The following is a 25,887-nucleotide window of genomic DNA, read 5'->3' on the forward strand; positions in this document are numbered from 1 at the left end:
AGAATGTCTGTTCTCGAGATCCGCGACCTGCATGTGACGGTCGAGACCGATGCGGGGACCACCCCGATCCTCAACGGAATCAACCTCACCATGAACACGGGTGAGACCCACGCCATCATGGGCCCCAACGGCTCTGGCAAATCGACGCTGGCCTACACGATCGCCGGGCACCCCAAGTACACGGTGACCTCCGGTTCGATCACGTTCGACGGCCAGGATGTCCTGGAGATGAGCGTCGACGAGCGGGCCCGCGCCGGCCTCTTCCTCGCGATGCAGTACCCGGTCGAGATCCCCGGCGTCACGGTGACGAACTTCCTGCGCACGGCCAAGACGGCACTCGACGGCGAAGCGCCGGCGATCCGCGGCTGGACCAAGGACGTCAAGGCGGCCATGTCGAACCTGCGCATGGACCCGAAGTTCGCGCAGCGCAACGTCAACGAGGGCTTCTCCGGTGGCGAGAAGAAGCGTCACGAGATCCTGCAGCTCGAGGTGCTGAAGCCGAAGTTCGCGATCCTCGACGAGACCGACTCCGGCCTCGACGTCGACGCGCTCAAGATCGTCTCCGAGGGCGTCAACCGTGCGAAGGAGTCCACCGGGCTCGGCGTGCTGCTGATCACGCACTACACCCGCATCCTCCGCTACATCCGGCCCGACTTCGTCCACGTGGTGGTCGCGGGCAAGATCGTCGAAGAGGGTGGCCCCGAGCTCGCGGACCGGCTGGAGAACGAGGGATACGACCGTTTCCTCGACCCTGCAGCCCCCATCGAGGCGTAGGCTGATCGCATGACAGCGACCCTCACGGACGAGAAGTACGACGCGGTCACCGAGGCTCTCAAAGACGTCATGGACCCCGAGCTCGGGATCAACGTCGTCGACCTCGGCCTCATCTACGACCTCGCCTGGGATGACGAGAACGATGCTCTCGTCATCCACATGACGCTGACCAGCGCCGGCTGCCCGCTCACGGACGTCCTCGAGGACCAGACCGCCCAGGCTCTGGACAGCGTCGTCGATCGCTTCCGGATCAATTGGGTCTGGATGCCGCCGTGGGGCCCGGAGCGGATCACGGATGACGGACGCGACATGATGCGCGCCCTCGGCTTCGCTATCTGACCCCGCAGGAGCATTGCCGGAAGGCATCATCGGCGCGCGTCGGATCGGATGGCACCGCGACGGCGCGTGTCGGAACCTCGGGAGAACCAATGCTTCAGGTGAAGGCCCTGCCTCTTGCGGAACTCCGCGAGCGCAGCAGCGAGAAGTGGCGGGAGTACCCCGCCGACGTCTTGCCGCTGTTCGTCGCGGAGACCGATTTCCCGTTGGCTCCGGCCATCTCGACGGCGTTGCAGCGTGCGGTGGAGATCGGTGACACAGGGTATGTCGCCTCGCGCACGCCGCTCGCGGAGTCGTTCGCGGCCTTCGCGAGCCGACGCTACGGGTGGGACCCTGACCCGGCCCGGATGCGCAGCACGGCTGACGTGAGCATGGGGATCGTGGAGATCCTGCGTCGCGTGACGCAGCCGGGGGAGCGGATCGTCGTGACGCCGCCCGTGTACCCACCCTTCTACGATCTGGTCGCCGAGGCCGGTGCAGAGGTCGAACGGGTACCGCTTCGCGATACCGGCACCGGCTGGGAGCTCGACATCGACGGGATCCGCGCGGCGTTCGACGACGGTGCGACGGCGATCCTGCTCTGCAACCCGCACAACCCCACTGGCACGGTGCACGATCGGGACAGTCTCGCAGCGCTCGCGGAGCTGGCCGACGAGTTCGGCGTCGCGGTCGTCTCGGACGAGATCCATGCGCCCCTCGCCCAACCGGGCACGGGGTTCACCCCTTTCCTGTCCGTGAGCGACTCTGCACAGCGGGTGGGCTACGCCGTCGTGAGCGCCAGCAAGGCGTTCAACCTGGCCGGGCTCAAGTGCGCCCTCATGGTCACGGCCGACGACGCGACCAGCGCCGTCGTCCGAGGTCTTCCGGTCGAGGTCGAATGGCGAACGGGGCAGTTCGGGCTGCTCGCGGCCGTCGCGGCGTTCTCGGAGGAGAGCGATGAGTGGCTCGACGGTCTGCTGCGCACTCTCGACGAGAACCGCGTGCTGCTCGAGGATCTTCTCGCCGCCCGTCTTCCCGGCGCGCGCTACCGCATCCCCGATGCGGGCTACCTCGCCTGGATAGATCTCTCCGCACTGGAGTGGGGCGACAACCCCGCTCGGCGCATCCTCAAGGACGCCAAGGTCGCCCTGCACTTCGGGCCGTCGTTCGGCGCGGAGGGCGCGGGCCACGTGCGACTGAACTTCGGCACCAGCCCCGAGATCCTCACCGAGGCCATCGAGCGCATCGCGTCGCTCGTCGGCCGATGACCGCCGCCGACGCCGCGACGATCTGGGACCGCCAACGGATCTGGGTGACTCTCGGCGCGGTCGCGCTGATCTTCCTCGCGGCGATCGAGGCTCTGGCCGTCACGACGGTGATGCCGATCGTCAGCGAGGCTCTCGATGGTGAGGCCCTGTTCGCCGTGGCCTTCGCGGGAACCCTCGCGACGAGCGTGATCGGCATGGTCGCGACCGGAGCCTGGTCAGATGCCCGCGGCCCCCGCGGCGCCCTCTACGTCGCGGTGACGCTCTTCATCATCGGTCTGCTCCTCTCGGGCTTCGCCGTCACGATGCATCAGTTCCTGGTCGGACGCCTCGTCCAGGGGCTCGGGACGGGAGGGCAGACGGTCGCACTGTACGTCGTGGTCGCACGCTTGTATCCGCCCCATCTGCACGGTCGGATCTTCGCCGCCTTCGCCGCGGCGTGGGTCGTGCCGTCCATGGTCGGTCCGTTTCTGGCGGGCGCCGTCGCCGAGTATCTCGATTGGCGCTGGGCCTTCTTGGGCGTGGCCGTGCTCACCGCTGCGGCGTTCCTGATGATCGCCGTCCGCCTCCGTGGGGTCGACCTCGGGCGTGGCGAGCCGCAGGATCGCCGTACGCTCATCGTCCGCCTGTTGCTCGCGGTCGTCGTCGCGGTCCTCGCCGTCGTCGTCGGCTTCTCCGCCGAGATGACCCCCTCGATCAGATGGCCGGTGGCGCTCGGCGTCGTGCTGGCGATCGGCTTCGCCGTACTGCCACTCCTGCCGCGGCGTACCTTGCGGGCAGGGCTGGGGCTTCCCAGCGTGGTGCTCATGCGAGGAATCGTGGCGGGAGCCTTCTTCGCTGCGGAGGCCTACATCCCCTATCTGCTGATGAAGAAGTTCGACTTCAGCGCGACCTGGGCGGGCGTCGCCCTCATGCTCGCGGCCCTCGCGTGGGCGGGTGCCTCGGCCCTGCAGGGGCGGTTCGGCGAGAGACTCGGCAATCACCGCATCACGACGATCAGCCTGGGGTCACTCCTGGTCGCGATGCTGTGCGTGCTCACCGCCGCCGTGTTCGACGTCTCGGCGGCCGTCGTGGTGGTGGGCTGGGCATTCGCCGGCGGCGGGATGGGACTGCTCTATCCACGCCTCACCGTCCTGACCCTGGCCTACTCGGACGAGACCAATCAGGGGTTCAACTCCTCCGCGTTGTCGATATCGGACGCGGCCGGATCAGCCGTCGCCATCGCACTCGCCGGTCTCGGTGTCGCGACGCTCGGCGGCGAGGCCGGGGCGTTCAGCGCGGTCTTCGCGTTCTGTATCGCTCTCGTCGCGTTGGCTGTCGTACCCGGGCTCAGGCTCGGGCACGCGGCGGAGTCGCCGGCGCGCTGAGGTCTCCCGCGAGGGCGGTGACCCCGAGGTCGAACACGCCATCGAGTCCGGCGGTGACGTCGAGAGCGCCGGCGTCGGGCAGAGCGCCGTGGCTGTCGGCATGCATGCGCTGTTGGACGAGCGTTGCGTGTCCGAGCACGAAATGCAGGATCGCGGCTCCACGGTCATCCGCATCGGGGGCTCCCTGCGCGCGGAGCGCATCGGTCAGCGCGGTCTGCGCCTGCGACGAGCCGAGTTGGAGCGCATAGGTGCTGAGGACCAGTTCGGCGCCGTCACGGTAGGCGAAGAGTGCGTCGCGGATGCCGCGCGCGGTCGTGAGGACGTCGGTGCTCCCGTGAGGGATCGATGCGGTGATCCGGTCGGCGAGTTCGGCCAGCAGCTCCTGCTTGCTCGCGAAGTGCCAGTAGAGCGCGCTGGGTTGCACGTCGAGCCCGGCGGCGATGCGCCGCATCGAGAGATCGGCGAGTCCCACCTCGTCGAGCAGGGCGAGAGCGCGCCTGGCCACGCTGTCGCGGTCGTGACGTGCCGGATTGTGCTCGGGACTCATGCTCCGATTATAGTGAACGACGTTCAGGTGAACAGTGTTCAGGACCGTGACGGGGAGATCAGATGATGGGGTGCCCTCAGGTCGCCGGGGCTCCGATCACGCTCGAGCGGGTGTCGGTGCAACTCGACGGACGTTCGGTGCTGCATGACATCAGCGTCGAGCTCACGGCTTCCACGATCGCCGTGATCGGGGCGAACGGTTCGGGGAAGTCGACGTTCGCGAGGCTGCTGAACGGACTCGTCACACCCCACAGCGGCACCGTGCGTGTGCACGGACATGACACCGTGCAGGAGCGTGCAGCGGTGCGCCGCCTCGTGGGCTTCGTCTTCACCAATCCGGATGCGCAGATCCTCATGCCGACACCGGCCGAGGATCTCGCGCTGTCGTTGCGCGGTCGCCCGAAGGCGGAAGTGGCCGCGCGCGTCCAGGAGACCCTCGAGACGAACGGACTGGGCGCGCACGCCGAGGTCCCGGCATCGATGCTGTCCGGTGGGCAGAAGCAGATGCTCGCGCTGGCGTCGGTGCTCATCGCGCAACCGCGCGTGATCGTCGCCGACGAGCCGACCACGCTGCTGGATCTACGGAACGCCCGCCGCATCGGCGACCTCCTGCTCGCACAGCAGGCGCAGGTGGTGGTGGTCACGCACGACCTCGACCTCGCTGCCCGCTGCGACGCCGCGCTGCTCTTCGAGGACGGGAGGATCGCCGCCTCCGGTGAGCCGGCGCGCGTGATCGACGCCTACCGGCGGGCGTGCGCATGATCCCGCTCTACCGTCCGGGAACGGGGCTCATCCATCGAGCGCCGGCAGGCTTCAAACTCGCGGCCCTGGCTGTCGGCGCCCTCGTGCTCTCGCTGTATCCGCACGACTCGCTGAGCATCGGCGTCTCGCTCGCGATCGTCGTGGGGCTGTACGGCCTGAGCGGACTGCCGTTCCGTGTGCTCGTCACGGAGGCCTGGCGTCTGCGCTGGATCGTCCTCGTCCTCGCCGCGGCGCTGCTCATCTTCGTGTCGCCCGTCGCCGCGTGGATCAGCACAGGGAGGGTCGTGGCGGTGCTCCTCCTGGCGAGCCTGCTGACCCTGACCACTCGGATGTCGGACCTTCTCGCGGTGCTCCATCGTCTCCTCCGTCCGCTTCGCAGCATGCGGGTCGATCCGGAGGCGGTGGCGCTGACGATATCGCTCACCCTCACGACAGTCCCGGTGATCGCCGGGTTCGCCGCACGCGTGCGCGAAGCCGAGCAGGCCCGCGATGTGCGCCTGGGGATCCGCACCGTCGTGCCGCTGCTGGTGCTCGCATTGCGGCACGCGGATGACGTCGGCGAAGCGCTGGCGGCCCGGGGCATCGTCTGACTCAGGCCGGCACTGGCGCGTTGACTGCGACTCGTGCTCGCTGTGTCGGTCGCTGAGAAGCCGACAGCGACGAGAGTCGCAGCGCGGCGCCGATCAGCGCGATCGCGATCAGCGCGGTCGATACCGAGGTGCCGAGCACCAGAAGGAGCACGATCCCGACCAGACCGCTCAAGGTTCCGATGACGATGCGGTGCATCGAGGTCGTCGCCGAGGGCGCGGGCTGCGACTCGAATCGCGTGAAGGCGACGGCGACGAGAGCGGTGAGAGCGAGAGCCGTCGCCAGCCAGAGGGGACGCCCGGCCCACCATCCCGCGCTGTCCAACGCCGGCAGGCTGGCTCCGGCGACGAGTGCGTACACTGCGGTGACACCGGCCATCAGGAGCAGTACCGGCATGTGCCAGAGGTAGATCGTCATGGTGCGCACCGTCACGAAGGCGGTGAACGCGGCGACCCGCGGCCGACGGCTGAACCGTTCGAGACGCTCGCGGTGCAGTGACAGCAGGCTGGTGTGCGCAACTCCGACGAGGAGGAGCGCCGCGGTCGGCGGGTTGATGTTCGCGATGAGGTCGGGGGAGTAGATGCCGAAGGCGAAGGTCGCGACGAGCAGAAGGAGGGCCGTGATCCCGGCGGTGGCGCGTACGCGCCTGGCGAGGCGGTCGATGCTGCCGTCGGCCAGGAAGAACCCGAGCTGCTGGAGGGTCATCCACACGAAAGCGAGGTTCAGGAACCCCAGCCCGTCGATGCCGGTGGCTGTGCGCAGCACGTCGACGGTGATCGAGGCGAGCACCAGCGCGCCGATCGTGCGCAGCGGTGCGCGTTCATGGGCGGAGGCGAGAAGAGGGAGCAGAGCCTGACAGAGCAGGAAGACGCCCAGGAACCAGAGCGGCTGCCCGTATCGGAATCCCGCCGTCGCGATGAGGTCGGCGGGAACGCCGAAGACCGTGAGCAGCGCGAGTGCGAGTGCGATGACCGCGATCGTGAAGATCGCCGGACGCAGCAGTCGATGCACACGGCCGGCGACGAAGCCGATGGCCGTGCCTCCGCGCTGATGCATCCGCCGGTAGGCCAGCAGACCCGAGAACCCTCCGATGACGAAGAACAGGGGCATCACCTGGAGGAACCAGCTGAGCGGCGCGATCCATCCGGTCCCGTCGCTGGCATTGGCGAAGACCGGTCCGGAATCGGTCACGGTGACGCCGACCATGATGGCGTGCAGGAGCACGACCCCGAGGACGCAGAGGGCCCGGAGGAAGTCGATCCCGGTGTCGCGGGATGCGCGTGGGGGAGCTGTGGTGCTGACGGCGCGCGGTGCCTGGACGATGGCCATGAGTCCTCCTCGGAAGCGGTGTTCCAGGAGACTATGGAGGTGGTGCCGGCGAGGGCATCACCCGTGGGTGCCGTCACGACCCCCTACGACGGGGTGAGTCAGGACGACGGTTCGACGAGTCCGGTGTCGTACGCGAGGATCACGGCGTGCACGCGGTCTCGCAGGCTCAGTTTGGCGAGCACCTTGCCGACATGCGTCTTGACGGTCTGCTCTGCGATGAAGAGATCGGCGGCGATCTCGGTGTTAGAACGACCTCGACCGATGAGCACGAGCACCTCGCGCTCGCGATCCGTGAGCTCGGCGAGAGCCGTCGCCGAGCGCGGTGCGCGGGGGCGGCGGCCGGCGAACTGCTCGATCATGCGGCGCGTCACGCTGGGCGCGAGCAGCGCATCGCCGTCCGCGACGACCCGAACCGCGTGCACGAGCTCCTCCGGTAGAGCATCCTTCAGCAGGAAGCCGCTGGCGCCGGCCTCGAGCGCGTCGTACACGTAGTCGTCGATGTCGAATGTGGTGAGCATCAGGATTCGAGGTACGTGCGCGGCCGGATAGGAGGGGCCGAGGATGCGCCTCGTGGCCTCGATCCCGTCGAGCTCCGGCATGCGCACATCCATGAGGATCACATCGGGATCGAGACGCGCTGCGAGGGTGACCGCTTCCGCACCGTTCGCCGCCTGCCCGGTCACGCGGATGCCGTCATGGGCATCGAGGAGCGCGGCGAACCCTGCTCGAACCATGGCCTGGTCGTCGGCGATGAGGACGCTGATGGTCACAGGCTCTCCTTGTCAGGGGAAGGGGATGAAGGTGTGCCGGCCGGGGCGGCGTCGAGGGGGAGGACGGCGTCGACATCCCATCCTCCGTCGGACGCGGGGCCGGCGGAGAGACTGCCGCCGAGGATCTCGGCGCGCTCCCGCATGCCCCGGAGCCCGTAACCGGTGCCGTGACTCTCGGCGCGGTGCGGCGGTGCGTCGTTGTGCACCTGGATGTGGATGCTGGGCGCCTCTGCGCGCACGCGCACAGCGATGCGCGCACCGGGTGCGTGTCGCACGGCGTTGCTCAATGCCTCCTGCACGATGCGGAAGGCGGCGATCTGGACAGCAGGTGTGGCGGAGGCGGTTTCGGTTCCTTCGAGGACGAGTCCGACGTCGACACCGGCGCGGCGGATGCTGTCGACAAGGGCGGGGATGTCGTCGACGCCTTGCTGCGGGGCCAGTTCGGCGCTCTGGTCTTCGGTGCGGAGCACCCCGAGCATGCGTCGCATCTCCGTGAGCGAGGTCCGGGCGGTGGCGGCGATGTCGTCGAACTCCGTGATGGCGGCGGTGCCGAGCTCGGGAATCCGATACTTGGCCGTCGAGGCCTGCACCTGGATCACCGACATGCTGTGGGCGACGACGTCGTGCAGCTCCCTGGCGATCCGTGTGCGCTCTTCGACGAGCGCGCGCCTGGCCTCCTCGAGCGCGCTGTGCTCCTTCTCGCGCGTCAGCTCGGCGGCGACGCGGACCCGCCCGGCTATCAGCGCTGCGATGAGGAACATCGCGGAGGCGACTGCAGTCGTGACGATCAGGTCGGCGGTCGCACTGGCGGATGACGCCGGGAGGGCGACCATGTCGGGCCGGAGCACGGGGGCGAGAAGCGAGGCGATCGCCCCGAGGATCAGGGCGAAGGCCCCGATCCTCGTCCCATGGAGGAAAGTGACGACGCCGACGAAGAGGACGAAGACGAGGAGTGCCGGAACGGACCACGGCCAGGGAGACTGGATCGCCAGCTCCGGCACGACCGTGAGCGGCAGGGTGAACGCACTCGCCGTGAACAGGATGAGAGCCCAGCGAGGACGTGAGATCGCGAGGAGCGGCGAAGCGCACAGCACAGCTCCGAGGATGAACGACAGCGGCAGCGGTGTGCCGTACAGGAGGGTCTGCAGCGGGACGAACACCGCGTACAGCGCCACGACCGCCGCACCCAGCGCCACGAGGGCGGAGGTGCGGCGGTTGATCCGTTGGCGGAGCGGTGTGCGCTCCCGGCGTCGTGCCATGACTGTCATCCTGCCAGCTGGGGCGCCGGCGCACGGCGGCGACGGGCCGCGGCGATCCGGTCGATCACGAACCCGATGACGAGGGCGATGACGATGCCGAGCCCGGCGCTGAGCAGGGGCTGGTCTTTGATCCAGGCGCCGGCGAGCAGACCGATCGCGAGGCTGAACACGCTCCAGCTGACCCCGGCGATGAGACTCAAGGGGAGGAAGCGCCGCCAGGGGAAGTGGAGAGCGCCCGCGCTCATGTTGACGGCGACCCGACCGACCGGGATGTAGCGGGCGCCGAGGATGAGCGTCGCGCTCCGACGGTCGAGTGCGCGCTGGGCGTGAGCGAATGCCGCCGCCACCCGGGGGCGTCGCATCCACGCGAACCTCGTCGTGCCCACCGCTCGCCCGATGACGAAGGCGACGTTGTCTCCGATCGCCGCACCGATCGCGGCGACGAGCCCGAGGAGCACCAGGTTTCCCTCGCCGGTGGAGGCGGTGACCGCCGCCGCGGCGACGAGCACGGTCTCGCTGGGAACCGGGGGGAAGAAGCCGTCGATGACGGTGACGGCGAACAGGACCAGGTACAGCCAGGGTGAGGCGATCGCCTGCATGATGAGCTCGTTGAGGATGTCCACTCCCGTACGTTATGCAGCGGATCCCGAGCCGGGCATCCCTCTCGGGTATCGGGACCCTCACCCTTCGGAGTGATCTTGCTGAGCGCGACTCCCGGCGACGCCGCTTATACTGGGAGGCTGGCCGATCGGCCGACAACCTCCCCGAAAGAACGGACGTCCGCTGTGCTTGCCGTGCACGACCTCGAGATCCGCGTTGGCGCGCGCCTGCTGATGGAGAACGTCTCGTTCCGCGTCGCCGACGGAGACAAGATCGGACTCGTCGGCCGCAACGGGGCCGGGAAGACCACGCTCACCAAGGTGCTCGCCGGTGACGTGCTCCCGTCGGGCGGAAGCGTCACCCGCTCCGGGGAACTCGGCTACCTGCCGCAGGACCCTCGTTCGGGCAATCCCGAAGACCTCGCGCGTACGCGCATCCTCGATGCCCGCGGGCTCGGTCAGCTCAACCTCGGCATGACCGAGGCGGCCCTCGCCATGGGTTCCGACGACCCCGCGGTGGCCGACAAGGCCATGAAGCGCTACGCCCGACTCACCGAGCAGTTCGAGGCGCAGGGCGGCTACGCGGCCGAAGCCGAAGCCGCGTCCATCGCCAACAACCTGTCGCTTCCCGACCGTATCCTCGACCAGCCGCTGTCGACGCTGTCCGGCGGTCAACGCCGTCGGATCGAACTCGCGCGCATCCTCTTCTCCGACGCGCAGACGATGATCCTCGACGAGCCGACCAACCACCTCGACGCCGACAGCGTCGTGTGGTTGCGCGAGTTCCTCAAGGGCTACAAGGGCGGGCTGATCGTGATCAGTCACGATGTGGAGCTCGTGGGCGAGACCGTCAACCGGGTGTTCTACCTCGACGCGAACCGCCAGATCATCGACACGTACAACATGAACTGGAAGAACTACCTGCGTCAGCGGGTGGCTGATGAGGAGCGTCGCAAGAAGGAACGCGCGAACGCCGAGAAGAAGGCGACGACCCTGCAGCTGCAGGCCGCCCGCTTCGGTGCGAAGGCTTCGAAGGCCGCTGCTGCGCACCAGATGATCGCGCGCGCCGAGAAGCTGCTTGCCGGACTGGACGAGGTGCGTCAGGAGGACCGGGTGGCGAAGCTGCGCTTCCCGAAGCCCGCTCCTTGCGGTAAGACGCCGATGATGGCCTCCGGCCTCTCGAAGTCGTACGGCTCGCTCGAGATCTTCACCGACGTCGACCTGGCGATCGATCGCGGTTCGAAGGTCGTCGTGCTCGGACTCAACGGTGCAGGAAAGACCACACTGCTGCGGATGCTCGCCGGCGTCGACCAGCCCGATACGGGACAGCTCGAGCCGGGGCACGGCCTCAAGGTCGGCTACTACGCGCAGGAGCACGAGAACCTCGACGTGAACCGCTCGGTGCTCGAGAACATGGTCTCGGCCGCTCCGCACATCACGGAGACCGAAGCGCGCAAGGTGCTCGGGTCGTTCCTGTTCACGGGTGACGACGTGCTCAAGCCCGCCGGCGTCCTCTCCGGTGGTGAGAAGACCCGTCTGTCGCTCGCGACGCTGGTCGTGTCGTCGGCGAACCTGCTGCTGCTCGATGAGCCGACCAACAACCTCGATCCTGCCTCGCGCGAGGAGATCCTCGGTGCGCTCGCGCACTACGAGGGCGCAGTCGTGCTCGTCTCGCACGACCCCGGTGCCGTGCAGTCACTCAACCCCGAACGTGTGCTGATCCTGCCGGACGGGGTCGAGGACATCTGGAGCCAGGAGTACCAGGACCTCATCGAGCTCGCCTAGGGGGTCGGTTCCGTGTCGGCGGCCCGGGATATCGTGACGGACATGGGGCTGGGTCACATCCGCGCGATCTGCTGGGACTGGAACGGCACGCTGCTCGACGATGCCGAGATCTGCCGTCAGGTCATGAACGCCGTGCTCGAGGAGCACGCGCTCGAACCGCTCGCCGACGAGCACGCGTACCGATCCGTCTTCCGCTTCCCGATCCGGGACTTCTACCGCTCGGTCGGACTCGGGGACGACCGATTCCTGTCGGCCGCAACCACGTATCTCGACCTGCTCGCCCAGCGCGTCGGCGAGGCGCCGCTCCACTCCGACGTGCGGGCCACGCTCGCGGTGCTCCGTGAGCGAGGGATCCGCCAGGTCCTCGCTTCGGCGACTCTTCCGGATGCCCTCGCTCGGCAGATGGCCCCGCACGACCTGGGCGAGGCGTTCGAAGCGGTGCTGTCGATCGACGATCCCTTCCGCGCCTCCAAGCACGATGTGATCTCGCGATGGCTGGCGACATCCGGGATGGCTGCGCATGATGTGCTCGTCGTCGGCGACACCAATCACGATCGAGAGATCGCGGACGATCTCGGCGCGGAGTTCGTCCATTTCGACGGCGGGCACCAGAAGTGGGCAGGAGACACCCGCCGGGTCTCGACGCTCGGCGAGCTGATCGACCTCCTGGGGCCGCTCCCGGTGGGTTCCGCCTCCGCCGAACTCGCCTGACCACTCGGCCCTGCCCGGGGCGGACCCATGGCATAGTCGAGAGCATGCCGTTCGCGCATCCCCCGTCCTCGTCAGACATCAGCGACTGGTTGCGTGCGCAGCCTTCCCTCACCGGGGTCGCGCCGCCGCTCGATCTCGCAGGGCTTCCCGAAGATCCCGTGCCGTTCTTCGTCGATTGGATCGGAGAGGCCGCCGAGAGCGGGGTCGCGGAACCGCACGCGGCGACCCTGGCGACGGTCGACGATGACGGCGTGCCGGATGCGAGGACACTGATCCTCAAGGGCGTCGACGCGCGAGGATGGGCGTTCGCCGGGACGCGCTCGTCCCGCAAGGGCGAGCAGATCGCCGCACGCCCTGCCGCGGCGTTGAACTTCTGGTGGCAGCCGCTCCGACGGGCCGTGCGGGTCCGGGGAATGATCCAGGAAGCGTCCGAGGTGGAGAGCGCCGCAGATCTCGCCGCGCGGTCGGCTGACGCTCGTCGCGGTGTCGCGCCGGGGGAATGGGTGCTCTGGAGGATCGTCCCGGCGCGGGTCGAGTTCTGGCAGGGATCGGCGGACCGGAACCACAGCCGGATCGTCTTTCAGCGCGCGGAGGGCGGCTGGAGCCGCAGCGTGACGGGCGAGGCCGCCGGTGTGGCGAGATATAGAGTCGCAGGGGAGCGGACATGAGCGGTTATCAGGTGCTCGAGATCGGGTCGCTCGACGAGTGGCGCACCCACCATGGTGGCTTCGATGCCGCACGATCGCGCGACGGGCGTCGCGTCGTCGACCATGAGCTGACGATGCAGTACATCGGGATGACCGCGAACGCGTTGGAGCCGGGCGAAGAGGCCGGCTACTGGCACGTGCACCGGAAGATCGAAGAGGTCTACGTGTTCCTCGGAGGGCGAGGGCAGATGGGGCTGGACGACGATGTGGTGGAGGTCGGCCCCGGTACCGTGATCCGCGTCGGTCAGGGCGTCGCTCGCACGTGGCGGGCGCGACCGGACAGTCCGGGCGAACTGCGCTGGCTCTGTCTCCGCGCCGGCGGCGAGGAACTGCCGCACCTTCCGGACGACAGCTCGCGGCTACCGGAGCGCCCGATGCCATGGTCGGACCGAGCGAGCACCGGCTGAAGAGTCACCGCACGTCGAGCAGTTCGTCCTCGACGTCGGCGTCGTGGTCCTTGCGGCGCGACTTCTTGACGGGGGCTTGGACTCCCTCGACCTCCTCGCGGTGCTTCACGATCTCCGTCCGGATGATGTATCCGATGAAGATGAAGCCCATCAGCGCGAAGAGAATCCACTGGATGGCATAGGACAGGTGCGGACCCGGATCGTCGGTGGGGGAGTCGAATCCCCCCAGCGTCCCTGCGCCGGCCGGGTCCTCGCTGATCATCCGTCCGTAGGCTCCGGTGATCACGTCACCGTCGACGAGATCGGCGATGGTCGGCAGATTGATGGTCGGCACCTGACCTTCGGGCGCGCCACGGCCCGATGCCGGAACCTGCTCACCCGGGCGAAGACGCACGGTGACCTCGGCTTCGCCCTCCGGCGGTGCTGGCACCGAATCCGGCGCGTCCCCGTCACCCGGCGGCACCCAGCCGCGATCGACGATGAAGATGCGACCATCGACGTCGCGGAACGGCACGAGCACCTCGAAGGCGCTCGTCCCGCCGTGCGGGCGGTTGCGCACCAGGAGCTGCTGGTCGGCGAGGTATTCGCCCTGCAGGATCACCGGTCGCCACTCGTCGGAGGGATCGAGGGCACCGTCTTCTCCGATGAGGTCGGAGAGGGGAACAGGCTTCGCGTCGTAGTTCTCTTCAACGAGCTCGATCTGCGCGGCTCTGGTCTCGTTGCGCTCGAACTGCCAGTTCGACAGGAAGACGCACGCGACCGCGAAACCGATCGCGATGAGCACGTAGACGGCCCATCGGGTCAGACGTCCGCTCATGCGGGGATCCCATCCCGAACACTGACAGGGAAGTCACGTGCTGCCAGATAGTCCCGGAGGTAGGCGACGTGCTCATCGCACGCCAACCAGATCTTCTCCCGATCGGCGGCATGGATGCGGGGGTTGCGCCATACGACCTGTCTGGTCGCCGCGCTCCGGCAGCCGGCACGCGAGCATTCGAGGTCTGTCATCGGTCCTTCGGGCCTTCGTGGATCGTGAACACCGGTGGTGTCGCGGGCTGGCTCTCGATCGGTGCGGGCGCCGGGGCGGACAGCTCCTGAACCGGCGACTCGGCACCGGCCTCGGTGCTGTCGCTGCCCGCGTTGGCGAAGACCACGGCGATGTACGGCAGCACGGCGGCGGAGATCCCGAAAACCCAGGTGTACCAACCGTACGGCTGGACCAGCACCATCAGAGCGAAGCACGCGATGCGGATGGACATCGTCAGGACATAACGGCGCACACGATGGTCTGCCTCATCCCGCGGAGACTGCGGCAGTGAGGTGACGGCCGGGACTTGACGCGCGTTCTTCACGATGTCTCAAGCCTACGCCGGTACCGGGCATTCGGCGTGCCGGTTCGGAGGCGGTTCAGCGCGAGAAGACGACGGGCAGGCTGAGCGCTCCGACGAACAGGAAGCCGATGAAGACGCCGATGAGGGGGAACGCGCCGATCGCGATTATCGCGGAGCCGAGGATCGACCCGGCATCGTCGGTAGGATCGATGACGGCTCGGGAACCCGTGCCACCGGCCAGAGCAGGAGTGTCCCCATGAGCGCTGAGCGCGTCGTCCTCGTCACCGGCGGAAACCGCGGTATCGGCCGCGCGATCGCGGAGCGTTTCGTGCGGGACGGATACCGCGTCGCGGTCACCGCTCGCAGCGGCGAGGGGCCGGAGGGGAGTCTCACGGTCCGGGCGGATGTCACGGATGCGGCCGCGCTCGATGCGGCGTTCACCGAGGTGGAGCAGCAGTTGGGACCGGTGGAGATCGTCGTCGCGAATGCGGGCATCACCAAGGACACCCTGCTGATGCGCATGAGTGAAGACGACTTCGACAGCGTGGTCGCGACGAATCTGGGAGGCACGTTCCGCGTCGTCAAGCGTGCCTCAAAGGGCATGCTCCGGGCACGCTTCGGCCGCATCATCCTGATCTCGAGCGTCGTCGGACTCTACGGCTCCGCAGGCCAGGCCAACTACTCGGCGTCGAAGAGCGCCCTGGTCGGCTTCGCGCGATCGATCACCCGTGAGCTCGGCGCGCGCGGGATCACCGCCAACGTCGTCGCTCCCGGATTCATCGAGACCGACATGACCGCCGAGCTCCCCGAAGAGACCCAGAAGCAGTACAAGGCGAGCATCCCGGCCGCACGCTTCGCCACACCCGATGAGGTCGCGGGTGTGGTGACATGGCTCGCGGGTGACGACGCCGGGTACGTCTCGGGCGCGGTCATCCCCGTCGATGGCGGCCTCGGAATGGGGCACTGACCCCGAGACCGGTGTTCAGCGCGCGGTCGCCGCGTTGATCAGCGCACCGAGCCGTTCGGGCACGGAGAACTGCGGCCAATGGCCGGAGCCGATGCGCAGGACCTCGGCGTCATCGATCGACCGGTATTCGTCGGCGTACGCACCCCACTGGTCGATCATCTCGTCGAACGTGGCCTGATCGAGGCCAGCCATCAGCAGCGTCACCGGAACTCGATGGCGTGAGCGGTTCTCCAGGACGATGCCGTCGGTCGGCACCCTCGCGGGAACGCTGCGGGTGAGGCGAGTCGTACGCGCTCGGGTCGCGTCGTCGAGGTCGCTCACGTCCTCGTCCGGGAAGAAGCCCCAACCGGGGAAGGGCACGACCCCGTCCACGATCTCGAACTCGCTGATGCCGCTCCCGGCAGGGGGCGGCACGGTATCGACGAAGACGACTCGTTTCAGGCGCTCGGGGCGGGCATCGGCGACGCCCCATGCCACGTTGCCCCCGCCGCTGTGACCCACCACCACGATCTCTCCCTGCAGGGCGTCCACGGCATGGACGGCGGCGTCGATCCATTCGGCGATGCCGATCCCCGCGGAGATGGCGGCGGGCGCGCCGAGGCCGGGGAGGGTGAGGGGATGTGCGCGATGCCCGGCCTGTTCGAGGGCAGGGATCACCTCTTCCCAACTGGACGCATCGAGCCAGAGTCCCGGGATGAGGATGATGTCCATGAGCTGACGCTAGCGGTGGCGTCGGACTTTCACCACAGCGTTGCCTTACGGCAGCAGGGCGATGACCTCCGCCAAGTCCTGCGGGCCGATGACGAGGCTCGCGGCCTCCCGAACGGCGGGCTTCGCGTTGAAGGCGAGACCGAGACCGGCGACCGCCATCATCGGCAGGTCGTTCGCACCGTCGCCGATCGCGATGGTCGCCCGGGGAGCGACCCCGAGTTCCGCCGCCCACTCCCGGAGAGACAATGCCTTCGCCGCGCCGTCGACGATGTCACCGTCTACCAGGCCGGACAGCACGCCTTCTGCGGCGTCGAGACGGTTGGCTCGCCAGCGATCGACGCCGAGGGCCGGCGCGACGCTGTCGAGGATCTCGTGGAATCCTCCGGAGACGACGCCCACCACCCCGCCGCGGTCGTGGACGGCCGCAGTCAGCTCTCGCACGCCGGGCGTGGGCTCGATGCGCGCGCGGACGCGCTCGAAGGCCGACACCGGTACACCTTTCAGAGCCGCGACCCGCGAGCGCAGGCTCGTCGAGAAGTCGACCTCACCGCGCATCGCCGCTTCGGTGGCGGCCTGCACCTCGGCACGCCGCCCGGCTTCGTCGGCGAGCAATTCGATCACCTCGTTGCGGATGAGGGTGGAATCGGCATCGAGGACGACGAGGAAGCGCGCGCTGGTCACCCGTCGAGCCTAGCGATCGCTCGAGTGGTCGGTGTGCGGCGTGACGTGCTCAGCGGTCGATGAAGATGCCCTTGCCCACGACGGTGATGCCTGACTCCGTGACGGTGAAGCCGCGCGCCAGGTCGCGTTCACGGTCCACACCGACCGTCGCTCCATCAGCCAGCACCACGTTCTTGTCGAGGATCGCCCGGTGGATGCGTGCCCCCTGGCCGACGTGCACGTGGTCGAACACGACCGAGTCGGTGATGGTCGATCCTCCTCCGGCGAGTGTCCACGGACCGACCACGCTGCGTTCCAGGTGCGTTCCGGACAGCACCGAGCCGAGGGAGACGATCGAGTCGATCGCATTGCCGATCCGTCCGACCGAGTCCCTGACGAACTTCGCCGGCGGGGAGTTGACGGCCTGCGAGTGGATCGGCCACTCCATGTTGTAGAGGTTGAAGACGGGAAGCGTCGAGATGAGGTCCCGGTGCGCGTCGAAGAACGAGTCGATCGTTCCCACGTCCCGCCAGTACGACCGGTCGCGTGGAGAAGAACCGGGGACCTCGTTCTGCTTCATGTCGTAGTAGCCGGCCTCGCCGCGCTCGACGAAGTAGGGGACGATGTCGCCCCCCATGTCGTGCCCGGACACGGGAGACTCCCCGTCGGCCTCGACGGCGGCGATCAGCGCGTCGGCGTCGAAGATGTAGTTGCCCATCGAGGCGAGGACCTCGTGGGGCGAATCCTCGAGGCCCGCGATGTCGGTCGGCTTCTCGAGGAACTGCTTGATCCGTCCGGACTCCGCGTCGGCGTCGATCACGCCGAACTGCGACGCGAGCGCGAGCGGCTGGCGGATGCCGGCGACGGTCGCCTTGGCACCGGACTCGATGTGCGCCTCGAGCATCTGGCGGAAGTCCATCCGGTACACGTGGTCGGCGCCGATCACGACGACGATGTCGGGCTTCTCGTCGTTGATGAGGTTCATGCTCTGCAGGATCGCGTCGGCGGAGCCCGAGAACCACCGTTTGCCGAGGCGCTGCTGGGCCGGCACGGAGGTCACGTAGGAGTCGAGGAGCGCCGACATCCGCCAGGTCTGCGAGATGTGTCGGTCGAGGCTGTGCGACTTGTACTGCGTCAGCACCACGATCTGCCGCAACCCGGAGTTGATGAGGTTCGAGATCGCGAAGTCGATGAGTCTGTACTGTCCGCCGAAGGGCACTGCGGGTTTCGCTCTATCGGCCGTGAGAGGCATGAGGCGCTTGCCCTCGCCGCCGGCGAGGATGATCCCGAAGACCTTCTTTGGAGCGGACATGGCTCCACCATAGATGCCATCATCGTCGCTGTACTAGCGTTCAGACATGCGAGTTGAAATGATCACGAAGGAGTACCCGCCGGAGGTCTACGGCGGTGCCGGCGTGCACGTCGCCGAGCTCGTCGCGGCCCTCAGGGAGCACGTCGACGTCCGGGTCCGTGCGTTCGGCGCACCCCGTGACGAGGCGGGCACCTTCGCCTACCGCACGCCCGCCGAGCTCGCCGGGGCGAACGCCGCTCTGCAGACGCTCGGCACGGATCTGGAGATCGTGTCGGCTATCGCCGAGGCCGATCTGGTGCACAGCCACACCTGGTACGCGAACTTCGCCGGGCATCTCGCCTCGCAGCTGCACGGCATCCCCCACGTGCTCACGGCGCACAGCCTCGAACCCCTTCGACCATGGAAGGCGGAGCAGCTCGGCGGCGGCTACGCCGTCTCCAGTGGGATCGAGCGCCTGGCCTATGAGAACGCCGCAGCGGTGATCGCTGTGAGCGCGGGGATGCGTGCCGACATCCTGCGCAGTTACCCGCAGGTCGACCCGGCGAAGGTGCGGGTGATCCACAACGGGATCGACGTCGAACGCTGGCGTCCGGTACGCGACGACCAGTTCCTGCGATCGATCGGAATGGACCCTGCTCGACCGTCGGTCGTCTTCGTCGGTCGCATCACGCGGCAGAAGGGGCTGCCGTTTCTGCTGCAGGCCGCGCGTCTGCTGCCGCCAGAGGTGCAGCTGGTGCTCTGCGCCGGAGCGCCGGACACACCGGAGATCATGGCGGAGGTCCAAGAAGGCGTCCGGCTGCTCCAGCAGGAGCGGGACGGGGTGATCTGGATCGAGCGGATGCTGCCGCGCGACGAGCTGTCGACGGTCCTGACGGCCGCGACGACGTTCGTCTGCCCGTCCGTCTACGAGCCCCTCGGGATCGTGAACCTGGAGGCGATGGCGTGCGGGGCGGCGGTCGTCGGGACCGCGACCGGTGGGATCCCTGAGGTCGTCGCCGACGGTGTGACCGGGCGTCTCGTCCCGATCGAGCAGGTTCAGGACGGCACCGGCACGCCGGTGGACCCTGACCGCTACGTCGCGGATCTGGCCGCCGTGCTCACGGAGGTGGCGATGGATCAGGATCGGGCACGCGCATACGGCGAGGCCGGACGGGAGCGGGCGCGCGAGGAGTTCAGCTGGGCGGCGATCGCCGAGACGACGCGCGCGCTCTACGCGGAGCTGACCGCCTGAGCCGATAGGCTGAAGGCATGCCGAGCGCTCTGGAATTCACCGACGTCGTCGTGCGCCGTGAGGGGCGCAACATCATCGATCACGTGACCTGGAAGGTCGACGACGATCAACGATGGGTGATCCTCGGCCCGAACGGCGCGGGAAAGACCACGCTCCTGCAGCTGGCCGACACTCTCATGCACCCGACGTCGGGAACGGTGACGGTACTGGGGGAGACCCTCGGCCGCACCGACGTGTTCGAGGTGCGCCCGCGCATCGGCTTCGCCTCGTCGGCCATGGCCAAGCGTGTGCCCCGGGACGAGACGGTTCTCAACACCGTGCTCACGGCCGCGTACTCCGTGCTCGGCCGCTGGAACGAGAGCTACGAGGCCATCGACGAGCGCCGCGCGCTCCGCGTCCTCGGCGACTGGCGTCTCGACCATCTGGCCGACCGCACCTTCGGCACCCTCAGCGACGGCGAGCAGAAGAGGGTCCAGATCGCGCGTGCCGTCATGACGGACCCCGAGCTCCTGCTTCTCGACGAGCCCACGGCTTCGCTCGATCTCGGCTCTCGTGAAGAGCTCCTCGCGCTCCTCAGCGGGTACGCGTCCTCGCCGACCACCCCGGCCATGCTGATGGTGACGCACCACGTGGAGGAGATCCCCGTGGGATTCACCCACGTGATGCTGATCCGGGACGGTGCCGTGGTCGCGGCGGGCCCGATCGCGGAGACGCTCACGGCCGAGGCTCTCAGCGACACGTTCGGCATGCCGATCGTGCTCAGCGGCGAGGACGGCCGCTACGCCGCCCGCGCAGCATCCTGATCCGGGTCTGATAGAATCGACCCTTGGTGCTCTCTGCACCGCAGACTTCCCTCGTCCCTGGCACAATCCAGGGCAGCAACTAAGGAATCCCATGAAGACTGACATTCACCCCGAGTACAAGGCTGTCGTGTTCCGCGACCTCGGTTCGGGCGAGACGTTCCTCACCCGTTCGACCGTGTCGAGCGACAAGACCATCGAGCTGGACGGCGTGGAGTACCCCGTCATCGACGTCGAGATCTCCTCGGCTTCGCACCCGTTCTACACGGGTAAGCAGCGCATCATGGACTCGGCCGGCCGCGTCGAGAAGTTCAACCAGCGCTTCAAGGGCTTCGGCGGCTCGTCCAAGTAACGATCGCCAACGAACAAGGCCCCATGCTCCTCGGAGCGTGGGGCTTTCTTCGTTCCCCGGCCGCTGCGTTCGCGGCCGTGCCCGAAACCTCAGAGGTCGAGTCGGATCCGGCCGTCGTCGATCGTGTCTGGAGGATCCCCCGGCGATGGTGCCGGGGCCGTCCGCTGCGTCTGGCGGTCGCGTTCGATACCCGCCTCGTGCGCAGACGGAGACCAGACGGCGTCGAATGCGCCGCCGAGTCCCCCTCCACTGGTCTCGTACTTCTTCTCGATCGGCACCCTCGAGAAGCCGAAGGCGATCACGACGATCACCGCCGAGACCAGGAGCAGCAGCACTCCGACCGTGACGAGCACGCCCACTCCCTGTTCCATGTGCTCCAGAGTAGGCGTCGGGTGGAGCGAGAGCATCCTCCTTCGGGAGGAGATGTTCAGCGGATGCGGCGACCGTGCGCGAGGTCGATGAGGCGCGACAGCACCGGTCCCGAACGCAGCCCGTTGTGCTCGTGCTCACTCGTCTGCCAGAGCTGCACCCCCGGGATGAGCTTCGCCGTCTCGAGAGAGAACTCATATGGCACGTAGACGTCGTTGACGTAGACCGCGGCCGCACCGGTCGCCTCCGACCCGGCGATCGCGGCCGCGTCGTAGATGCTCGGCCACTCGAACTCGGCGAGCTCGAGGGCGACCTCGCGCCATGGCCGGAACGCGGGCACCGTCTCGGCCCACTCGCGCCGGATGTGCTCACCTGTGAACAGCGTGGGGTCGTCGCGGAAGTCCGTGGGCTCGGTGCGCTCGGCCGACCACCGGGTCGCGTGCCCGTCCGCGTAGCTCGATTCGTGGAAGGCGAAGTACAGCGGGTTGCGGCCGTCGTAGGGCATCGCGTGCATCAGGTCGTATCGGAAGGCGTTTGAGGAGGGATCGCGCTCCAGAATCGACCACAGGGTCTGCCAGCCATCGTCGGTGCCGAGTGCCGATCCCACAGATCGGAGGCGTGAGCGGGAGACGACTTCTCCGTCGGGCAGGACGATGTCGCCGGCATCCGCCAGCTCGACGAGCCGTCGCATCACATCGCGGTGCTCTGGGAAACGGCGGTAGTAGCGTTCCGAGGCGTCGCGCATCTTGTCGTAGCAGAGCGCATACACGTCGTCAGGGTGCCGCCCCACGGCGCTGAGGCCTCCGGTGATGAAGACGTCCTCGAGGGAGGAGGCATCGGTGGAGAGGTACGCCAAGGTCGTGAAGCCGCCGAACGACTGTCCGAGCACGCTCCAGGTGGTGGCGCCCAGGTGCTCGCGCACGGCCTCGCAGTCGCGCACGATCGCGTCGGCGCGCAGATGCGTGAGGTGCTCGGCGACGGCGGCCGAGCCGCGCTCGAGGTCGCCGTCGCCCACAGGAGTGGACCGACCGGTCCCTCTCTGGTCGAGAAGCACCAGGCGATAGTGGGCGAGGGCCTCGTCGAGCCAGGCTGGCGATGTCGAGGAGTGGAAGGGGCGCGGAGCCTCATGCCCGGGCCCGCCCTGGAGGAAGACCAGGTAGGGGAGGGCGTCGCCGCCTTCGCGGGTGACCACGCGGGCGAAGATCTCGATGGTGCGGTGATCGGCCGGATCGCCCCAGACCAGCGGGACGGTGAGCGTGTGCTCTTCGACGGTCAGATCCTGCAGCGTGCGGACGATGGTGCTCATGTTCACATCACATTTCCGATATAGGAGTACTTGACGAAGACCTCCGAGGCGATGCCCGACTCCTCGAGCACGCCCTGCACCGCGGTCATCATGTAGTTGGAATCCCAGCCCATGTAGAGGAAATGACCCTCGTCGAGCTCATCCCACTGCCCCTTCCAGGCCATGTCCTGGTAGATCGGACCGCCGTGCGCGGCGCAGTACGCCAGGGCGGCCTCTCTCGTGTCGGTCCAGGCGCGACGGAAGACCCGATTGAACAGATACTTGACGTCGGGAACCTCCCATCGTTCACCGCGATACTCGACGTAATCGAACTCCCGCTCCCAGCCCGTCGGCCATCCGCGGCGACGGACCGCATCGAGGATCGGCGTCAGGCCGTCGTCATCGATCTCCGGCAGCGCGGGGCGCGCCCAGATGCGGATGAGGTCGGCTGTGAGCGCGATCGTGCGGCGGGTGATCGCCGCCGTGTTCCAGGAGCCGAGGTCGGTGAGATCGCGCGTGGCCGGCACGGAGCTGTGCGCGTAGGCTTCCGAGCGCTTGACGGGGAAGGAGGCACCGAACACCCGCTCCGTCAGCGACTGCTCGAGCAGGGTCAGATTGCCGAGGGTCGGAGCGAGGGCACGGTGGCTGTTCTGCTCGTCTTCGGAATAGTCGATCCACGATCGCTCCCCGTCGCCCGACCACGCATCTCCGGGTACGGTCGGGACGATGTGCTCGACGTCGAAGTCGTCGACGTCGTCGACACCTTCGAGCCGTCCCAACACATACGCGGGGTGGGGGAGCTCGCTGTACTTCACGACCGCACTGACGCGCTCGTCGGAGGGCGTGATGCGCGCGAACGCCCGGGCGAGCGCATCGCGACCGTCGCGGCGCGCTCGGCACAGTCTGGCGACGAGTCTCTCCGCGGGCAGGTTCACGAGGGCGCGGCGGAGGGAGAGGGCCTGCAACCACTCCAACGTCTCGACGAACTCTGCGCGGTCGATCACGCCGCGCAGATGATCGCTGTAAGCGCTCATCACGAGCGGGTAAGAGGAGCGGCCGAACGTGTTGACGTGGCGCAGCTGCCGCGCGATCTCCGGGTCCTGCTCCCGCGACGGATCCAGCAGGGTGCCGTAGATCTCGGCGTAGTGCCGCCACTCGGCCGCGTCCGCCTGCAGATGGTCGACGTCGACGCGCGGGAACGACTGCCGGAAGGCGCTGTACACGCCGTGCTCGCCGTTCGCGGCGACCTCGCGTCCGGTGACGAGTACGAGGTAGTGCCGCCAGAAGGCACCGATCGCCTCGCCGGTGTGCCGTTCTATCGGAACCCAGAACCGGGCCTCGACGTCGACCTGTTCCGCGTGGCTGAGCCCCATCAGGATGTAGTTGTGGATGAGCTCGTGGTCGCGCAGCGGCTCGCCCGTCGAGTTCAGGCTCTCGAAGATCTGCTGTGCGTTCGCCTGCGCGCCGAGGGTGATCGACACGTGCTCGAGCTTCTGCAGCCCGCGCCAGATGGCCGGAACCTCGTCGACGTGGATCTGGCTGCGGAAGAAGGCGTAGTTGTCGTCGAAGCGCGACTCTCGGTCGGCGTCATCGCGTCGATCCAGGACCACGGACTCGTACAGGTCGGCCCAGGCATCGTGCGGGCGCAGCTTGGTGCGGTCCGGAGTGTCGGAGCGCACCAGCACGCGTTCGAGCGCTGCGGCCATGGCGCTGTCGGTATCGCGGATCGCATGATGCAGGGCGGCCACCAGCAGCATGAGAGTGGTGATGCGCTGTTGGCCGTCGATGAGGATCAGGTCGGAGTCGGCTGCGGAGCCGTCTTCGGCGGACAGGATCGAGCCGATGAAGTGACGGTGGGCATCGTCTTCGCCGGCGACCGCGCGGATGTCGGAGAGGAGACGTTCGCAGCCGCCGATGTCCCACCGGTACTGCCGCTGATACACGGGGACGACGATGGTCGTGCTCGCTGCCGCGAGCCATTCGATCGTGTTGACTGCTGTCGCCTCGACGTTGGTCGCGGTGCTCATGCTGGTGTCTCGTCCTCCCGTAGCGACGGGCGCCGAGGACTCGCCGGGCGCCCCGATCAGTCTATTCGGTTATGCACGGCCGACCTCCGAAGGGCTCCCGGACCACGCTGTTAGGCTTGCCTTATCAGGGCCTGTTAAAACGTGCTGGCCCCCGATGAAAGGAACATGACTCGATCATGGGTTACATCAAGTCCGCTGCCCTCGAGGAAAAGGGATTCGTCGTCCTCGACAGCTACAACCAGGAGCTCGACCCCAAGGAATGGCTCGACATCGAGTACAACGACTGGAAGTCGTCGGGTGACACCCGCTTCGCCCCTCTCGCCAGTGCCTTCGGTGACATCGAGTGCAACGGCTTCTGGAACCACAAGCCGCCGCGCACCGACAAGGATGGCGTCTGGATCGACTCGCAGACCGAGAAGGCCCCGAACCTGACGCGCCGCGCGCAGGAGCCGGGTGCCAACGTCGGCCGCTGCCGCGTGATCGAGCTGCAGCCGACCCCGTACGGCGACTGCCTCTACAACCTGCACCAGGATGACAACAACCGTCTGAACCCGGACGGCACGGGCTGGGTGGTCCGCGGCTTCTTCAATCTGACGGACGACAAGGACAGCTACTTCGTCCTGCGCGAGAACCGCACCGACCCCAGCATCGAGTACCGCATCGCCCTTCCGGCCGGTGCGCAGCTCATCGTCGACACGCAGCGCCTCTGGCACGCGGCCACGCACAACGGCACGGAGCCGCGCTACTGCCTCATCACCTCGTGGACCTCGGGCCCGGAGCTCGATGCCTACATCGAGAAGTACCACGGCACCGACGATGTGCCCAACTACGAGGTCGACCAGGAGACGCTGGAGTTCGGCTATGCCGAGCAGGCGCGCAAGGACGCCGCTCGTGCGGCGTACTACGCCGCCAAGGGCCAGCAGGTCAAGCAGGCCATGAGCGAGGCCTGATCCTCGTCAGATCTACGACCGATTGCGGTCCGAAGGCCCCGGTCCCCGTGACCGGGGCCTTCGTCATGGAATGACATGCTTGTGATTTCTGTGGATCTCGGCGAGAATGGGCGCACAACCGCATATTCTCGCCACTTCGTGGTTCAGGTCGTTGGGGAAGACGCACCTGATGAAACGGAGAGATCATGGCGACGGCTTACGCACGCGGAGTGGTGTTCATCCACTCTGCGCCTCGCGCGCTCTGCCCGCACCTCGAATGGGCGGTGGGTCGCGCTATCGGGCGTGCGGTGAACTTCGACTGGACCGAGCAGCCCGTCCTGGACGGCGCACGACGCGCGGAGTTCTACTGGGACGGCCCTGTCGGCACCGGAGCGGCTCTCGCGACCTCCATTCGCGGCTGGGAGCACCTCCGTTTCGAGGTGACCGAGGACCCGACGCCCCGCAGCGACGGCGGCCGTTGGCTGCATACGCCCGATCTCGGCATCCACTACGCCCAGACCGATGCCGCCGGCAACATCGTGATCGGTGAAGACCGCATCCGCTATGCGATGGAGATCGCCGCCGGGAGCGCGGTCGAGCTGCAGCGCGAGCTCGACATCGCCCTCGGCTCCGCCTGGGACGAGGAGCTCGAGCCCTTCCGCCATGCCAGCGACGATGCCAGGGTCGTCTGGCTCCACAAGGTCGGCTGAGCCGACACCACAGACCGGA

30 protein-coding genes are annotated in these 25,887 nt (G+C 67.8%); 16 read left to right on the forward strand and 14 right to left on the reverse strand.

The features are described from left to right. The first annotated feature begins 3 nt into the window (after positions 1–3). The 4 genes from sufC (at position 4) to GLO27_RS05680 (ending at position 3,721) form a co-directional block, all read left to right on the forward strand. Positions 4–774 carry a Fe-S cluster assembly ATPase SufC gene (gene sufC / locus GLO27_RS05665; protein ID WP_021200757.1) on the forward strand — a complete coding sequence of 257 codons (771 nt, stop codon included), beginning with the start codon at positions 4–6 and terminating at the stop codon, positions 772–774. Positions 775–783: 9 nt separating this feature from the next. Next, positions 784–1,113 carry a metal-sulfur cluster assembly factor gene (locus GLO27_RS05670; protein ID WP_021200756.1) on the forward strand — a complete coding sequence of 110 codons (330 nt, stop codon included), beginning with the start codon at positions 784–786 and terminating at the stop codon, positions 1,111–1,113. A gap of 89 nt (positions 1,114–1,202) precedes the next feature. After that, positions 1,203–2,357 carry an aminotransferase class I/II-fold pyridoxal phosphate-dependent enzyme gene (locus tag GLO27_RS05675; protein ID WP_021200755.1) on the forward strand — a complete coding sequence of 385 codons (1,155 nt, stop codon included), beginning with the start codon at positions 1,203–1,205 and terminating at the stop codon, positions 2,355–2,357. Next, positions 2,354–3,721 (forward strand): MFS transporter, encoded by a 1,368-nt coding sequence (locus GLO27_RS05680; protein ID WP_167253991.1) that lies wholly within the window; start codon positions 2,354–2,356, stop codon positions 3,719–3,721. Before GLO27_RS05675 ends, GLO27_RS05680 begins: the two co-directional genes overlap by 4 nt. On the opposite strand, the gene GLO27_RS05685 is transcribed toward GLO27_RS05680, so the two are convergent. After that, entirely contained in the window at positions 3,684–4,268 is a 585-nt protein-coding gene (locus GLO27_RS05685) for a TetR family transcriptional regulator (protein ID WP_021200753.1), read from the reverse strand. The genes GLO27_RS05680 and GLO27_RS05685 overlap by 38 nt on opposite strands. 62 nt (positions 4,269–4,330) lie before the next feature. Here GLO27_RS05685 and GLO27_RS05690 point away from each other — a divergent pair, with 62 nt between their 5' ends. Then, positions 4,331–5,029, forward strand: coding sequence for an ABC transporter ATP-binding protein (locus GLO27_RS05690; protein WP_021200752.1), 699 nt, complete (start codon positions 4,331–4,333; stop codon positions 5,027–5,029). Beyond that, the gene (locus tag GLO27_RS05695; protein WP_021200751.1) at positions 5,026–5,619 is read left to right on the forward strand and encodes a CbiQ family ECF transporter T component; all 594 of its coding nucleotides are present in this window, start codon (positions 5,026–5,028) and stop codon (positions 5,617–5,619) included. The genes GLO27_RS05690 and GLO27_RS05695 overlap by 4 nt, the downstream gene beginning before the upstream one ends. Before the next feature lies 1 nt (position 5,620). Here the strand turns inward: GLO27_RS05695 and GLO27_RS05700 are convergent, their stop codons facing one another. From GLO27_RS05700 to GLO27_RS05715, 4 genes are all read right to left on the reverse strand, one after another. Continuing rightward, on the reverse strand, positions 5,621–6,946 hold the full coding sequence (locus GLO27_RS05700) for an acyltransferase (protein WP_021200750.1): 1,326 nt from the start codon (positions 6,944–6,946) through the stop codon (positions 5,621–5,623). Between the two features lie 98 nt (positions 6,947–7,044). Continuing rightward, a complete protein-coding gene (locus GLO27_RS05705) occupies positions 7,045–7,716 on the reverse strand; it encodes a response regulator transcription factor (RefSeq protein ID WP_021200749.1) in 672 nt (223 codons plus the stop codon). Beyond that, positions 7,713–8,975, reverse strand: a complete 1,263-nt coding sequence (locus tag GLO27_RS05710; RefSeq protein ID WP_167253993.1) for a sensor histidine kinase — start codon at positions 8,973–8,975, stop codon at positions 7,713–7,715. Before GLO27_RS05710 ends, GLO27_RS05705 begins: the two co-directional genes overlap by 4 nt. A 5-nt stretch (positions 8,976–8,980) precedes the next feature. Beyond that, positions 8,981–9,598, reverse strand: coding sequence for a VTT domain-containing protein (locus tag GLO27_RS05715; protein WP_029260248.1), 618 nt, complete (start codon positions 9,596–9,598; stop codon positions 8,981–8,983). 162 nt (positions 9,599–9,760) lie between these two features. Between GLO27_RS05715 and abc-f the strand changes: the two genes are divergently transcribed. From abc-f to GLO27_RS05735, 4 genes are read left to right on the forward strand one after another with little or no spacing between them, the layout of a single operon-like run. Beyond that, positions 9,761–11,359 carry a ribosomal protection-like ABC-F family protein gene (gene abc-f, locus GLO27_RS05720; RefSeq protein WP_029261766.1) on the forward strand — a complete coding sequence of 533 codons (1,599 nt, stop codon included), beginning with the start codon at positions 9,761–9,763 and terminating at the stop codon, positions 11,357–11,359. Between the two features lie 42 nt (positions 11,360–11,401). Next, entirely contained in the window at positions 11,402–12,070 is a 669-nt protein-coding gene (locus tag GLO27_RS05725) for an HAD hydrolase-like protein (protein WP_152525916.1), read from the forward strand. A 44-nt stretch (positions 12,071–12,114) separates the two neighbouring features. Continuing rightward, a complete protein-coding gene (locus GLO27_RS05730) occupies positions 12,115–12,738 on the forward strand; it encodes a pyridoxamine 5'-phosphate oxidase family protein (RefSeq protein ID WP_167253995.1) in 624 nt (207 codons plus the stop codon). Further along, a complete protein-coding gene (locus tag GLO27_RS05735; RefSeq protein WP_021200743.1) occupies positions 12,735–13,184 on the forward strand; it encodes a cupin domain-containing protein in 450 nt (149 codons plus the stop codon). The genes GLO27_RS05730 and GLO27_RS05735 overlap by 4 nt, the downstream gene beginning before the upstream one ends. Before the next feature lie 4 nt (positions 13,185–13,188). Here the strand turns inward: GLO27_RS05735 and GLO27_RS05740 are convergent, their stop codons facing one another. The 3 genes from GLO27_RS05740 to GLO27_RS05750 are packed head-to-tail and all read right to left on the reverse strand — an operon-like array spanning position 13,189 to position 14,536. After that, on the reverse strand, positions 13,189–14,001 hold the full coding sequence (locus GLO27_RS05740) for an SURF1 family protein (protein WP_021200742.1): 813 nt from the start codon (positions 13,999–14,001) through the stop codon (positions 13,189–13,191). Then, complete coding sequence (locus GLO27_RS19740) at positions 13,998–14,192, reverse strand: hypothetical protein (RefSeq protein ID WP_081859644.1); 195 nt, start codon at positions 14,190–14,192, stop codon at positions 13,998–14,000. Before GLO27_RS19740 ends, GLO27_RS05740 begins: the two co-directional genes overlap by 4 nt. Next, positions 14,189–14,536: a DUF3099 domain-containing protein gene (locus GLO27_RS05750; protein WP_029260252.1), complete on the reverse strand. Its 348-nt coding sequence runs from the start codon at positions 14,534–14,536 to the stop codon at positions 14,189–14,191. Before GLO27_RS05750 ends, GLO27_RS19740 begins: the two co-directional genes overlap by 4 nt. Before the next feature lie 235 nt (positions 14,537–14,771). On the opposite strand from GLO27_RS05750, the gene GLO27_RS05755 reads away from it, so the two are divergent. Further along, a complete protein-coding gene (locus GLO27_RS05755; RefSeq protein ID WP_167253997.1) occupies positions 14,772–15,482 on the forward strand; it encodes a beta-ketoacyl-ACP reductase in 711 nt (236 codons plus the stop codon). Positions 15,483–15,497: 15 nt separating this feature from the next. On the opposite strand, the gene GLO27_RS05760 is transcribed toward GLO27_RS05755, so the two are convergent. The 3 genes from GLO27_RS05760 to glgC are packed head-to-tail and all read right to left on the reverse strand — an operon-like array spanning position 15,498 to position 18,165. Next, on the reverse strand, positions 15,498–16,193 hold the full coding sequence (locus tag GLO27_RS05760) for an alpha/beta hydrolase (RefSeq protein WP_167253999.1): 696 nt from the start codon (positions 16,191–16,193) through the stop codon (positions 15,498–15,500). A 45-nt stretch (positions 16,194–16,238) separates the two neighbouring features. Further along, on the reverse strand, positions 16,239–16,874 hold the full coding sequence (serB, locus tag GLO27_RS05765) for a phosphoserine phosphatase SerB (protein ID WP_021200738.1): 636 nt from the start codon (positions 16,872–16,874) through the stop codon (positions 16,239–16,241). A 49-nt stretch (positions 16,875–16,923) separates the two neighbouring features. Then, positions 16,924–18,165, reverse strand: a complete 1,242-nt coding sequence (glgC, locus tag GLO27_RS05770; RefSeq protein WP_021200737.1) for a glucose-1-phosphate adenylyltransferase — start codon at positions 18,163–18,165, stop codon at positions 16,924–16,926. A 46-nt stretch (positions 18,166–18,211) separates the two neighbouring features. Between glgC and glgA the strand changes: the two genes are divergently transcribed. The 3 genes from glgA to GLO27_RS05785 all read left to right on the forward strand — a co-directional run bounded on the left by glgA (position 18,212) and on the right by GLO27_RS05785 (position 20,548). Next, a complete protein-coding gene (gene glgA / locus GLO27_RS05775; protein WP_029260256.1) occupies positions 18,212–19,396 on the forward strand; it encodes a glycogen synthase in 1,185 nt (394 codons plus the stop codon). Positions 19,397–19,413: 17 nt separating this feature from the next. Continuing rightward, entirely contained in the window at positions 19,414–20,199 is a 786-nt protein-coding gene (locus tag GLO27_RS05780) for an ABC transporter ATP-binding protein (RefSeq protein WP_021200735.1), read from the forward strand. A gap of 91 nt (positions 20,200–20,290) precedes the next feature. Next, a complete protein-coding gene (locus GLO27_RS05785) occupies positions 20,291–20,548 on the forward strand; it encodes a type B 50S ribosomal protein L31 (RefSeq protein ID WP_021200734.1) in 258 nt (85 codons plus the stop codon). An 89-nt stretch (positions 20,549–20,637) separates the two neighbouring features. On the opposite strand, the gene GLO27_RS05790 is transcribed toward GLO27_RS05785, so the two are convergent. From GLO27_RS05790 to GLO27_RS05800, 3 genes are read right to left on the reverse strand one after another with little or no spacing between them, the layout of a single operon-like run. Further along, the gene (locus tag GLO27_RS05790) at positions 20,638–20,919 is read right to left on the reverse strand and encodes a hypothetical protein (RefSeq protein ID WP_021200733.1); all 282 of its coding nucleotides are present in this window, start codon (positions 20,917–20,919) and stop codon (positions 20,638–20,640) included. A gap of 56 nt (positions 20,920–20,975) precedes the next feature. After that, complete coding sequence (locus tag GLO27_RS05795) at positions 20,976–22,229, reverse strand: alpha/beta fold hydrolase (RefSeq protein WP_021200732.1); 1,254 nt, start codon at positions 22,227–22,229, stop codon at positions 20,976–20,978. After that, positions 22,226–24,229 carry a DUF262 domain-containing protein gene (locus GLO27_RS05800; RefSeq protein ID WP_167254001.1) on the reverse strand — a complete coding sequence of 668 codons (2,004 nt, stop codon included), beginning with the start codon at positions 24,227–24,229 and terminating at the stop codon, positions 22,226–22,228. Before GLO27_RS05800 ends, GLO27_RS05795 begins: the two co-directional genes overlap by 4 nt. Positions 24,230–24,405: 176 nt before the next feature. On the opposite strand from GLO27_RS05800, the gene GLO27_RS05805 reads away from it, so the two are divergent. Both GLO27_RS05805 and GLO27_RS05810 read left to right on the forward strand, forming a co-directional pair. Beyond that, positions 24,406–25,179, forward strand: a complete 774-nt coding sequence (locus GLO27_RS05805; RefSeq protein ID WP_021200730.1) for a hypothetical protein — start codon at positions 24,406–24,408, stop codon at positions 25,177–25,179. 185 nt (positions 25,180–25,364) lie between these two features. After that, a complete protein-coding gene (locus GLO27_RS05810) occupies positions 25,365–25,868 on the forward strand; it encodes a DUF3145 domain-containing protein (RefSeq protein WP_017830431.1) in 504 nt (167 codons plus the stop codon). The last annotated feature ends 19 nt before the right edge of the window (positions 25,869–25,887 follow it).

Source organism: Microbacterium sp. Be9 (genome assembly GCF_011754135.1).
Lineage (GTDB): Bacteria > Actinomycetota > Actinomycetes > Actinomycetales > Microbacteriaceae > Microbacterium > Microbacterium maritypicum_A.